The 11,960-nt window shown below is 69.7% G+C and carries 11 protein-coding genes and 1 tRNA gene; 4 read left to right on the forward strand and 8 right to left on the reverse strand.

Going from position 1 to position 11,960, the window contains the following annotated elements; genetic code table 11:
- Both DT074_RS19375 and DT074_RS19380 read right to left on the reverse strand, forming a co-directional pair.
- On the reverse strand, positions 1–1,366 hold a 1,366-nt coding region (locus DT074_RS19375), incomplete at its 3' end, for a DUF6600 domain-containing protein (protein WP_162915024.1).
- A gap of 97 nt (positions 1,367–1,463) precedes the next feature.
- On the reverse strand, positions 1,464–2,348 hold the full coding sequence (locus DT074_RS19380) for a DMT family transporter (RefSeq protein ID WP_119421517.1): 885 nt from the start codon (positions 2,346–2,348) through the stop codon (positions 1,464–1,466).
- Positions 2,349–2,447: 99 nt separating this feature from the next.
- Between DT074_RS19380 and DT074_RS19385 the strand changes: the two genes are divergently transcribed.
- The gene (locus DT074_RS19385; protein WP_119421518.1) at positions 2,448–3,233 is read left to right on the forward strand and encodes an ABC transporter permease; all 786 of its coding nucleotides are present in this window, start codon (positions 2,448–2,450) and stop codon (positions 3,231–3,233) included.
- A gap of 1 nt (position 3,234) precedes the next feature.
- Here DT074_RS19385 and DT074_RS19390 read toward each other — a convergent pair whose 3' ends face one another.
- Positions 3,235–4,407, reverse strand: a complete 1,173-nt coding sequence (locus tag DT074_RS19390; RefSeq protein ID WP_119421519.1) for an isovaleryl-CoA dehydrogenase — start codon at positions 4,405–4,407, stop codon at positions 3,235–3,237.
- 165 nt (positions 4,408–4,572) lie between these two features.
- Between DT074_RS19390 and DT074_RS19395 the strand changes: the two genes are divergently transcribed.
- Complete coding sequence (locus tag DT074_RS19395) at positions 4,573–5,712, forward strand: tetratricopeptide repeat protein (protein ID WP_119421520.1); 1,140 nt, start codon at positions 4,573–4,575, stop codon at positions 5,710–5,712.
- Positions 5,713–5,716: 4 nt separating this feature from the next.
- Positions 5,717–6,937, forward strand: a complete 1,221-nt coding sequence (locus tag DT074_RS19400; protein WP_119421521.1) for a tetratricopeptide repeat protein — start codon at positions 5,717–5,719, stop codon at positions 6,935–6,937.
- Positions 6,938–6,943: 6 nt separating this feature from the next.
- Here DT074_RS19400 and DT074_RS19405 read toward each other — a convergent pair whose 3' ends face one another.
- From DT074_RS19405 to DT074_RS19415, 3 genes are all read right to left on the reverse strand, one after another.
- Positions 6,944–9,229, reverse strand: a complete 2,286-nt coding sequence (locus tag DT074_RS19405) for an NADP-dependent malic enzyme (RefSeq protein ID WP_119421522.1) — start codon at positions 9,227–9,229, stop codon at positions 6,944–6,946.
- 111 nt (positions 9,230–9,340) lie between these two features.
- Positions 9,341–9,427, reverse strand: a tRNA-Leu gene (locus DT074_RS19410).
- 72 nt (positions 9,428–9,499) lie between these two features.
- Positions 9,500–9,736, reverse strand: coding sequence for a FliM/FliN family flagellar motor switch protein (locus tag DT074_RS19415; protein WP_119421523.1), 237 nt, complete (start codon positions 9,734–9,736; stop codon positions 9,500–9,502).
- Between the two features lie 82 nt (positions 9,737–9,818).
- Between DT074_RS19415 and lipB the strand changes: the two genes are divergently transcribed.
- On the forward strand, positions 9,819–10,490 hold the full coding sequence (gene lipB, locus DT074_RS19420) for a lipoyl(octanoyl) transferase LipB (RefSeq protein WP_119421524.1): 672 nt from the start codon (positions 9,819–9,821) through the stop codon (positions 10,488–10,490).
- Here lipB and argC read toward each other — a convergent pair.
- Together argC and DT074_RS19430 are read right to left on the reverse strand one after the other, a co-directional pair.
- Complete coding sequence (argC, locus tag DT074_RS19425) at positions 10,487–11,470, reverse strand: N-acetyl-gamma-glutamyl-phosphate reductase (protein ID WP_119421525.1); 984 nt, start codon at positions 11,468–11,470, stop codon at positions 10,487–10,489. The genes lipB and argC overlap by 4 nt on opposite strands.
- A gap of 203 nt (positions 11,471–11,673) precedes the next feature.
- Complete coding sequence (locus DT074_RS19430) at positions 11,674–11,958, reverse strand: acylphosphatase (protein WP_119421526.1); 285 nt, start codon at positions 11,956–11,958, stop codon at positions 11,674–11,676.
- Positions 11,959–11,960: the final 2 nt, after the last annotated feature.

Raw genomic sequence — 11,960 nt, forward strand, 5'->3', positions numbered from 1 at the left:
CGTCGCGCTCGGTCTCGAAGCCGGCGCGGGCGGCCCGGCTCGGCTGCAGCGCGGCGAGGTTGGTGGTGGGCCGGGCGCCCTGCAGGTCGGCGCGGTCGAATTCGCGCTTCGGCGCCGCGCGGTGGACCGGCTCGGCCCGGCGCATGGCGTCGACCGGCACCACGGTGGCGCCGCGGGCGTTGACGAAGGCGGCGCCGTCACGCTGCGGCGGGCCGCGGCGGATATTGGTGACGTTGATGTTGTTGATCACCGTGCGGTTGACCTGCACGACGTTCACGTTGCGCACGTAGGTCACGCTGGAGCGATAGGGCGGGTAGTAGACCTCGCGGGGCCCGAGCGGCACCCAGCCGATCGCCGGGGCGCGGCCGATGGAGACGGCAATGCTGAAATTCGAGCCGCCGACGAAGGCGACCAGCGCCGGCGAATAGACCGGGCGGGCGCGCGCATAGCGGCCCGGCACCCAGCACCAGCGGCCGTGGTAATGCGCCCAGCGCCCGTAATGGAACGGCGCGAAGCCCCAGGGCGCGTCGTCGATCCAGGTCCAGCCCCAGGGATGCACCCAGGCCCAGTGGCCGTAGCGATAGGGCGCCCAGCCGACCGGCACGGCGGCGGGATACCAAACGGCGCCGTATTCCGGCGTTTCCTGCCAGCTGCCGTGGCGCTCCAGATCCTCGCGGCCCGGCATCGATTGGGGCAGGTGGCGCGGCGTGACGGTGGCGGCCTTCACCTCCGTCTCGCGCGCCAGGGCCCATTCGTCGAATGGCTGGCGGATGGCGGCGACAGTGCCGAGGCTGCCATCGGGCCGGACGATGGCGCTCTCGCCGCCGACCGCCTCGACGCTGCGGCCTTGGTCGGCGAACCGGGCCTTGCCGTCCAGCACGGTGACGCCGGCCGGGGTCTCGCCGGTGCCGGCATCGATGCGGTAGGTGCCGGGCGCCAGCGCCTCCATGCGGCCCTGCGGCGTGGCGATGCTGACCCGCTCGCCCGGTTCGAGCTGGCGGACGCTCAACTGCACGCTGCCCTGGTCGAGGCGGAGGTCGAGGGCGCTGTCGTCGAGCCGCTCCACGGCGATCGAGGTCTCGTGGTCGAGGCGGAGCGCGCCGTCGCCATAGCTGATCTCGGCCCGCGCCCCGGGTTCGGTCCAGAGCGCAAGGCCGGTCGAGACCGGATAGTTCAAGACGGCCGCCGACCAGTCGGCCTGGTCCGGCATGCGGGCCGAGACCTGGCCCTCGACATGGCTGAGCCGCCCGACCCGCGCAGGCGGGTCGCCCGGCAGAGCGGTTTGGCCGGCGGCATTGTCCAGGCTGAGCAGCGCCAGAGCGGGCGTCAGCAGGAGGGGGACGAGCCGGCGTGCCAGAGCGCGCATGGGACCAACCTCGATTCTACCGGTCCTACGCTCGCGGCCAATCCGAGCGGAATTGCGGCGGGAATTCGGCCGCCAGTTCACATCGGCGGGATTGGGGTCAGCGCGACCGCATCTCCTGGCGCAGCACATAGAGCCCGGCGCCGACCACCAGCAGGCCGCCGATGAGCTTGGCCGGGCCCGGGAAATCGCCCCACCAGGCCCAGCCGAGCAGGGCCGCCCAGACCAGCGACAGATATTTGTAGGGCGCGACGGTGGAGGCGCGGGCGAGGCGCAGCGACTGGATGGCGAGGTAGTAGGCGGCGGTGTGCAGCACCGCGGTGCCCGCCAGAACCGACCATTCCATCGCATCCGGGAAGCGCGTGCCGGCCAGCGCCGCCCAGACCGCGCCGGTGACGACCAAGGCCAGCATGGTCCAGAACAGCACGGTGGCCGGATGCTCGGCGCCGCCGAGGCGCCGGGTGACGATGTCGCGCAGCGCCGAGGAGACGGCGGCGCAGAGCGGGATGGCGATGCGCCAGTCGAGCGCGGCGCCGCCGGGATCGATGATGACCAGGGCGCCGGCCAGCCCGGCGGCGACGGCGAACCAGATGGTCGGCGCGACCCGCTCGCCGAGCAGCGGAATGGCGAAGGCGACGGTGAGCAGCGGCGAGACGAAGATCACGCCCAGCGCCTCGGCCAGCGGCATGAAGGTGAAGCTCGCCACCACCAGCACGCTCGACAGCACGCCGAGGCCGGCGCGGGTCAGGTTCAACACCGGCTTGCGCGAGCGGATCAGGTGCAGGCCGCCCGCCTGCATCAGGATGGCGAGGCAGAGCGGCAGGGTGAGCAGGCCGCGATAGAGCAGGATGTCGCCGATCGAGAACCGCTCGGTCAGCCATTTCGAGACGGCGTCATGCGTCGTCAGCACCGCGGTGGCGGCGATGGCGCAGATGATGCCGGCCGTCTCGACGGGGGCGGCCTTGGTATGCGTGGTGACGGTCACTGCGGGCGTTTCCTCGAATCAGGACTATAGCAGCGGCGGGCGCCGCCCGAGCGATTGTGTCGTAGCGCGCGGCGAAGCGCTCTGGCATCGTGGCCGGCGATGCCAGCCGCCGCTTCGTTCCGCTATCTGCTGCCCGTGCTCGTCGGCCTCGCCACGCTTGGCGGCTGGGAGGCGGTGGTGCGCGCGAACGAGATCCCGCCCTATATCCTGCCGGGGCCCATCCTGATCGCTGAGACGCTGGTCGCCGATTGGGGCACGCTCTGGCCGAGCCTGCTGGTGACGCTCGAGATCACCGCGCTCGCGCTGCTCGTCGCCACCGTCGGCGGCGTCGCGCTGGCTCTGCTCTTCGCGCAGTCGCGCCTGGTCGAGCTGACCTTGTTCCCCTATGCGGTGGTGCTGCAGGTGACGCCGATCGTGGCGATCGCGCCGCTCATCCTGATCTATGTCGACGATACCCGCGCGGCGCTCTTGATCTGCGCCTGGATCGTCGCCTTCTTCCCGATCCTGTCCAACACCACGCTCGGCCTGGTCTCGACCGACCGCAACCTGCTCGACCTGTTCCGGCTCTACGGCGCCGGACGGTTCCGGACGCTGGCCTGGCTCCGCTTTCCGGCGGCGCTGCCGTATTTCCTGGGCGGGCTCCGCATCGCCGGCGGCCTCTGCCTGATCGGCGCCGTGGTGGCGGAGTTCGCCGCCGGAACGGCCGGCTCGGGCTCCGGCCTCGCCTACCGCATCCTGGAGGCCGGCTACCGCCTCAACGTGCCGCGCATGTATGCGGCGCTGGTCATGATCGCCGGCGTCGGCATCCTGATCTTTCTGGCGCTGACGGCGCTCAACCACCTGATCCTGCGCCGCTGGCACGAGAGCGCGCGCGGCGCGGAGTGACTCACGCCGTCTCGGCGAACAGCTCGCGGCCGATCAGCATGCGGCGGATCTCGCTGGTGCCGGCGCCGATCTCGTAGAGCTTGGCGTCGCGCAGGAAGCGTCCGGTCGGGTAGTCGTTGATATAGCCGTTGCCGCCGAGCGCCTGGATCGCCTCGAGCGCCATCCAGGTCGCCTTCTCGGCGGCATAGAGGATGGCGCCGGCGGCGTCCTTGCGCGTCGTGCGGCCGGCATCGCAGGCCTTGGCCACGGCGTACACATAGGACCGGCAGGCATTCATCGTCGTGTACATGTCGGCGAGCTTGCCCTGCATCAGCTGGAACTCGCCGATCGGCTGGCCGAACTGCTTCCTCTCGTGCACGTAGGGCACGACGACGTCCATGCAGGCGCGCATGATGCCGAGCGGGCCGGCGGCGAGCACGGCGCGCTCGTAATCGAGGCCGCTCATCAGCACGTTGACGCCCTTGCCGACCTCGGAGAGCACGTTCTCGGCCGGCACCTCGCAATCCTGGAAGATCAGCTCGCAGGTGTTGGAGCCGCGCATGCCCATCTTGTCGAGCTTGGGCCCGGTGGAGAAACCCTTGAAGCCGCGCTCGATGATGAAGGCGGTGATGCCGCGCGGGCCGGCGGATGGATCGGTCTTGGCATAGACCACGAGCGTGTCGGCGTTCGGCCCGTTGGTGATCCACATCTTGGTGCCGTTGAGGACGTAGCGGTCGCCCTTCTTGTCGGCGCGGAGCTTCATCGACACGACGTCGGAGCCGGCGCCGGGCTCGCTCATCGCCAAGGAGCCGACATGCTCGCCCGAGATCAGCTTCGGCAGGTATTTCCGCTTCTGCGCCTCGCTGCCGTTGCGGCGGATCTGGTTGACGCAGAGGTTGGAATGCGCGCCGTAGGAGAGGCCGATGGCGGCGGAGCCGCGCGAGACCTCCTCGACCGCGATGACATGCTCCAAATAGCCCATGCCGGCTCCGCCATATTCGGGTTCCACCGTGATGCCGTGCAGGCCGAGCGCGCCGAGCTTCTTCCACATCGGCGCCGGAAAGTCGTTCGCCTTCTCGACCTCGGCGGCGATCGGCGTCACCTCGGCGGCGGTGAAGGTCGCCACCTGGTCGCGCAGCATGTCGGCGGTCTCGCCGAGGCCGAAATCGAAATCCGGCAGCTTGTTGGGGATCATCGTTTCCTCCCGGGAACCGAGCCCGGTTTTACCGCTGGGCGGGCAAGGAGCAAAGCTTTGCCGAAAGCCGCCAATCGTCGTTAACGCTGCAATCGGTTGTGGCCGGCTGCCGTACCATATGTTCTATTCGTTGCAACCTTGCCTGCCGCCAAAGAACCTTCCGTCATGCCGACATCGCTCTTCCGAACTTCCGTCGCAATGCTGCTGACCGGCCTGTTGCTGCTTGCCTTGCCGGCCTGCCAACAGACCGCCGGACCCGGCGGCGGGCCGCGTGTCGCCGCCGAGGAGGGCGTCCGGGTCAAGGCGCTGTACGAGCGTGCCAAGAAGCTGGACGCGGAAGGGAAATATGCCGCCGCCGAGCGCGACCTTCGCGAGGCGGCCGGGGTGGTCGAGCGGGCGACCGGCGGCGACAGCCTGCAGACGGCGTTCGCCCTGAGCGCGCTGGCCGACCAGAACATGAATGTCGCCAACTTCGCGGAGGCCGAGCGGCATCTCGACCGTGCGATGAAGATCGGCGAGCGCCTGCGGGGCGCGCAGCATCCCGACATCGCCGAGTTCCTGCGCAAGCAGTTCAACCTCGCCATGCTGCTCGGCCGCTTCGATGAAGCCGACATCCTGGCGCAGCGCTATGTCGAGATCGTGCGTCGGTCCTTCGGCCCCAAGCATCCCTTCGTCGGTCGCGGCCTGGGGCAGCGGGCCGCGGCGCTCGACCAGCTGGAAAAGTACGAGGCGGCGGAGCCGATCCGCCTCGAGGCGCTCGACATCGCCCAGAACGCCTGGGGCGCCGAGCACCTCGATACCGCCGCGGCTCTGATCGGGCTGGCCCGCACCTACGCGGCCGGCGGGCGCGCCGACGAGGCGGCCGGCATCGTCCGGCGCGCGAACGCCATCGTCCTCGCCGTGACCAAAGGGGAGGGGCGGGACTATGCGGCGGCGCTGAACCAGCAGGGCGAGGCCGAGCTGGCGGCCGGACTTTACGCCGACGCCAAAGCGAGCCTGAGCCGCGGCCTGGCGGCCGCCCTGACGGTCTTCGGGCCGGGCCATCCGGAAACCGGTTTCTCGCTTCTCGCCCTTGGCGTCGCCGAATCGAGGCTGGGGGAGTTCGACGCGGGGCGGACGCATATGGCAGGCGGCATCGACCTGATCCGGGCCGCCCATACCGACGGGCATCCGGCCTATGCGACGGCCCTGCTGCGGCAGGCGGAGGCCTACCGGATCAACGGCCAGGGGGCGGAGGCCGAGATCTTCGTCGAGAAAGCGGAAGCCATCCGCAAGCGCCTGATCCGGCTGGGGAGCACGATCTGATCCGATGCGCCGTCTGATTCTCGCCCTCCTGCTGCCGGTCGCGCTCGCAGCAGGGGCCTCCCGGCCGGCCCTGTCTCAGCCGGCGTCCGGGCCGCTTCTGCTGCCGCCGATCACGCGGGCGCTGGACCAGCAGCTGGGGACCATCCGGACCGAGAACGCGAACGATCCGGACCAGGCGATTGCCCGCCTGACCGCCTTGCTGCTGCAGGCCGAGCGCGGCCGGCAGGCAGGCGAGCAGATCGTCATCCTGACGGCGCGTTCGCAGCAGGAGATCCGCGCCAAGCGGATCGACCGGGCGATCGAGGATCTCAACCGCGCAATCGCCATAAGCGGCGCATATCCCCTGCCGTTTTTCCTGCGCGGCTCCTACGAGGCGCTGCGCGGGGACAGATCCAAGGCACTGGCCGATCTCGACAAGGCGATCGAAGTCGAGCCGAAATTCCTGCCGGCCTATCGGGCACGTGCGCGCATGTTGTCCGATCTGCGCCGCTGGGGCGATGCGGCGGCGGATCACAGCCGGGTTCTGGCCGAGCGCCCGGACGACGCGGAAGCGCGCTACAATCGAGCCTTGGCGCATAGCCTGGCGGGCAACAAGCAGGCCGCCCTCGTCGATATCGACATGGTGATGGTGCGCAATCCGCACGATCCGGCGATGTTGATCGAGAAATCCATCATCCTGCGCGGCATGGGCAACTTCGATGCCGCCCTCGCCGCGCTCGAACGCGCCATGGCGGACGGCGACGATCGCGGAATCGCGCTGCGGGAGCGCGGCATGGTGCATTTCGCGCGCGGCGATTTCGCGGCGGCGGAACGCGACCTGAAGCGCGCCTACGATCTGGGTCTCGGGACCGGCCTGCCGGCGCCCTATGTCGCGGTCTATCTCGAAGCGGCGCGGCTGCGCCTCGGTCAGTCCGATCGCGCCGATCTCGCGCGCCGCCAGGAACTGGCATTCACCAAGGGATGGGCGAACACCGTGGCGGAGTTCCTCGGCGACAGGATCGCCGCGGAGGCGCTGGTCGCCCGCACGAAGGAAGATGTCAAAGCGGAGCGCGAGGCAGACGAGCGGCTCTGCGAGGCGCAATTCTTCATCGCGCAACGCCACATGGCGGACGGCAGGATCGACGCCGCCATCGGCGCGTTCCAGGCCGTTGTCGCCACGGGCGTGACATGGTTCAACGAATACGATCTGGCGCGCGGTGAGCTCAGGCGGCTGGGCCGGCTCTGACCGCCCTCAGCCGCCTCGCGCCTGCAGATCCTGCGCATCCACCACCGCGACGGCCGTCATGTTGACCAGGCCGCGCACGCTGATGGCCGGCGTCACCACATGCGCGGCGGCGTTCAGTCCGAGGAGCATGGGGCCGACGGAGAAGCCTTCGGCCACCTCTTTCGCCAGGTTGAAGGCGATGTTGGCGGCGTCGACCGTCGGCATGATCAGCAGGTTCGCCGCGCCGCTCAGCGTCGAATAGGGGAAGATCCAGTCGCGCCGGGCCAGGTTGATGGCGAGGTCAGGCTTCATCTCGCCGTCGACTTCCAGCGCCGGCGCCTCCGCCCGGATCAGCTCGACGACGCGGCGCATCTTGTCCGCCGAGGGCTTGGCCGAGCCGCCGAAATTGGAGTGCGAGACGACGGCGAGCTTCGGCTCTAGGCCGAACCGCCCGACCTCTGCCGCCGCCATCACGGCGATGCGGGCGAGCGCCTCGGGCGAGGGGTCGTCGGCGACATTGGTGTCGGTGAGGAACAGCGTGTGGTTGGGCAGCACCAGCAATTGCAGCGCGGCGAGCTCCTGCGCGCCCGGCCTGAGCCCGAGGATGTCGCGCACCTTGGGCAGGTGATGGTCGTATTCGCCGAGCGTGCCGCAGATCATGGCGTCGGCCTCGCCGCGCTTGACCATCATGGCGGCGATCACGGTGGCATCGCTGCGCAAGGTGATGCGCGCGGCATCGGCCAGCACGCCGTTGCGCGCCATCATCCGGTGATAGGCATCGGCGAACTCGGCCCGGGCCGCATAGGTGCGGGGGTCGAGGATCTCCACGTCGCGGCCCGGCAAGAGGCGGATGCCGAGCTCCTTCATGCGCCGCGCCAGCGCGTCCTCGCGGCCGATCAGCACCGGCCGGGCCAGCTTCTCGTCGACCACGATCTGGGCGGCGCGGATCACCGTTTCGTTCTCGCCCTCGGCATAGACGACGCGGGCCGGCGCGGCGCGCGCGCGGTCGAAGACCGGCTTCATCACGAAGCCGGTGCGGTAGACGAAGCGGCCGAGGCTCTGGCGGTAGGCCTCCATATCGGCGATCGGCCGCGTGGCGACGCCGGATCGCATGGCGGCTTCCGCCACGGCCGGCGCGATGCGCAGGATCAGGCGGGGATCGAACGGCTTCGGGATCAGGTATTCGGGGCCGAAGGCGAAGGCGCCCTCGCCGCCATAGGCCTTGGCGACAATGTCGGAGCTTTCGGCCAGCGCCAGGTCTGAGATCGCATCCACCGCGGCGCGCTTCATCTCGCCGTTGATCTGCGTCGCGCCGACATCCAGCGCGCCGCGGAACAGGAAGGGGAAGCAGAGGACGTTGTTGACCTGGTTCGGGAAGTCGGACCGGCCGGTGGCGATCACCGCGTCGGGCCTGGCCTCGCGGGCGAGCTTCGGGTCGATCTCCGGCGTCGGGTTGGCCAGCGCCAGGACCAGCGGGCGCGGTGCCATCCGCTTCAGCATGTCCGGCTTCAGCACATTGGGGCCGGAGAGGCCGAGGAACAGGTCGGCGCCGTCGATCACGTCGCCGAGCGAGCGGAAGCCGGTCTTGCGGGCATAGCGCGCCTTGAACGGGTCCATCAGCTCGGCCCGGCCCTCGTAGACCACGCCGGCGAGGTCGACGACATAGAGCTTGGCCTTGTCGAGGCCGAGCTCCACCAATTGGTCCAGGCAGGCGAGCGCGGCGGCGCCGGCGCCGCAGCAGACCGCGGTGATCTCCGGCAGCTCCTTGCCGACCACACGCAATCCGTTCTTCACCGCGGCGGCGACGCAGATCGCGGTGCCGTGCTGGTCGTCGTGCATCACCGGGATCTTCATGCGCTGGCGCAGCTTCTGCTCCACCACGAAGCATTCCGGCGCCTTGATGTCCTCCAGGTTGATGCCGCCGAAGGTCGGCTCCAGCGCCGCGATCACCTCGACCAGGCGGTCGGCGTCGTTCTCGGCCACCTCCAGGTCGAACACGTCGATGCCGGCGAATTTCTTGAACAGCACCGCCTTGCCTTCCATGACGGGCTTGGCGGCGAGGGGACCGATCGCGCCGAGGCCCAAAACAGCGGTGCCGTTGGTGACGACGGCGACCAGGTTGGCGCGGGCGGTCAAGGTCGCCGCCTCGGCCGGATCGGCGACGATCGCCTCGCAGGCGGCGGCGACGCCGGGCGAATAGGCGAGCGACAAATCGTGCTGGTTGGCGAGGCGCTTGGTCGGGGTGACGGCGAGCTTCCCCGGGGTCGGCCGGCGGTGATAGTCGAGCGCCGCCTCGCGCGTGGAATCCGTCATCCGTCCGACCCCTCCTGACCCTCAAGTCCGGCCACTATAGCGGGCGGGGCGGGGCCCCTGGAAAGCCGACGCCCGCCGATCAGGTGACCGGCGGGCGTCGGGCTCAAGTGATGGTGCGGTCGAGAAGACTCGAACTTCCACGGCCTTTCGGCCACAGCGACCTCAACGCTGCGCGTCTACCAATTCCGCCACGACCGCGAGGCCGGCGGGGAATAGCAGATCAATTCCGGCCATTCAACGGGGTAGGGGCAACGGGGTAGGAGGCGGCGGTCAGTCGCCGCGGACCAGATCGGTGATCGAGACGGCGACGTTCTCGCCCGACACCACCACTTCGCCACGGGCGACGAGCTTCTTGTTGGCGAAGATATAGGCGTAGTCGTCGACCCCGGCATCGAGCTCGATGACGGCGCCGCGGCCCATCTTCAGCAGCTGGTTGATCGGCATCGTCGCCTTGCCGAGGACGACGGAGATCTCCAACCTGACCTTCTCGATGGCCTTCTTACTCACGACCGGGGCGCCCTTCTGCCATACGCTTGCCCCCAACGTGAAGGCACAAGGTTAGCTTGCGGTAAATGGAGCGTTAGGCCGGATGGGTGCGCCAATTGGGCCGGTGGAATGGGTAGTGGCTCAGGGACTTGCGCCCTACGAGCCGGCCGTGGCCGAGATGGAGGCCCGGGTCGCCGCGATCCGCGAGGGGCGGGCGGCCGAGCGGATCTGGCTGGTCGAGCACCCGCCGCTCTACACCGCCGGCACCTCGGCCCAGGATGCCGACCTGGTCGATCCAGGGCGGTTTCCGGTGCACCGGACCGGCCGGGGCGGGCAATACACCTATCACGGGCCGGGCCAGCGGGTCGCCTATGTGATGCTGGACCTGAAGCAGCGGGGCGGCGACATCCGGGCCTATGTCTGCGACCTGGAGCGCTGGCTGATCCATACGCTCGCCGCCTTCAACGTGACCGGGGAGCGGCGCGACGGCCGGGTCGGCGTCTGGGTGAAGCGGCCGGGCGGGGGCGGGGCGGAGGACAAGATCGCCGCGCTCGGCGTCCGCGTCCGCCGCGGCGTCACGTATCACGGCGTGGCGCTGAACGTGGAGCCGGAACTCGGCCACTATGCCGGCATCGTGCCCTGCGGCATCACCCAGCACGGCGTGACCTCGCTGCACGCGCTCGGCCAGCTCGTCAGCATGGAGGAGGTAGACGCCCAACTGCGCGCCAGCTTCGAGGCGGTGTTCGGCCGCGCGACCGTACCGGTCGAGCCTTAGTCCAGCCCGAGCATCAGCCGCAGGTTCTGCACCGCCGCGCCGGAGGCGCCCTTGCCGAGATTGTCGAGCCGGGCGACCAGCACCGCCTGGCGGTGCTTCTCGCTGGCGAAGACATAGAGCTCGAGCTTGTTGGTCTCGTTCAGCGCCTCGGGCTCCAGCCGGCCCCTCTTGGTGGCCGTGTTCTCCAGCGGCATGACCTCGACATAGGCGCTGCCGGCATAGCGCTTCGCCAGCGCGGCGTGCAGGTCGGCCGCCAGCGGCTTGCCCGGCAGGGTGTCGAGATGCAGCGGCACCGAGACCAGCATGCCCTGCCGGTAATTGCCGACCGAGGGCACGAAGATCGGCCGCCGGGTCAGCCGCGCATAGAGCTGCGTCTCCGGCACGTGCTTATGCTCGAAGCCGAGGCCGTAGAGCTCGAAATGCGGCGCCGTGCCGGCCTCGAAATCGGCGATCATCGACTTGCCGCCGCCGGAATAGCCGCTGACCGCGTTGATCGTGACGGGATAGTCGGCCGGCAGCAGGCCGGCATCGACCAGCGGCCGGATCAGCGCGATCGAGCCGGTCGGGTAGCAGCCGGGATTGGACACCTTCCGCGCATTGCGGATCTTGTCGGCCTGGTCGGGGGCCAGCTCGGCAAAGCCATAAATCCAATCCGGCGCGACCCGATGCGCGGTCGAGGCATCGAGCACCTTGGGCGCGCTGTTGCCCATGCTGTCGATCACCGCGACGGTCTCGCGCGCGGCGTCGTCCGGCAGGCAGAGCACGACGAGATCTACCTCGGCCATCAGCTCGCGCTTTGCGCCTGCGTCCTTCCGCTTCTCGGCGGCGATGCTCTTCACCGCCACGTCGCCCTGGGCATCGAGACGCTCACGGATCTGCAGCCCCGTGGTGCCGGATTCGCCGTCGACAAAGACGATCGGCTTCTTGGTGGAGGTCTTGGGGGCTTGGCCTTGCGGCCGCTGGGTGTCGGCGAGGGTCACGGTGGTCTTCCTTCGACTGGCGCGCCCCAACATATCCGGGGCCTCAGACATAAAAAAACCGCGCTTCGGCGCGGTTCGCGGAGGGCGTTCAGGCGAACGTCATCGCGACCGCGGGCGGGCGGTGTTCGGGCGTCGGATGGCGACCAGCTTCGTCATGCCGCGACATATGCGCACAAGCGGCCCAATTGTCAATCCGGCCGGTGCTATCCCGTCGGCAGGCGCCGGAAGCCACGCTCCGGCGGCGGCGCGGCCGGGCTGATCTCGATATCGGCGACGCGGGCGATGGCGGGGCCCCGTCGGCAGGCTTCGATCATCCGCTCGACGGCCGCGTCGGGGCCGGCGATCAGCGCCTCGACCTCGCCGCTCCTGAGGTTGCGCACCCAGCCGTCGAGGGCGAGCGCGCGCGCTTCATCGATCGCCCAGTCGCGGTAGCCGACGCCCTGAACGCGGCCCTTGATCAGAAGGCGGACGGCGCGCGTGCCCGCCATGC

Origin of the sequence: Desertibaculum subflavum (assembly GCA_003576705.1) — a bacterium.
Taxonomy (GTDB): Bacteria; Pseudomonadota; Alphaproteobacteria; order Ferrovibrionales; family Ferrovibrionaceae; genus Desertibaculum; species Desertibaculum subflavum.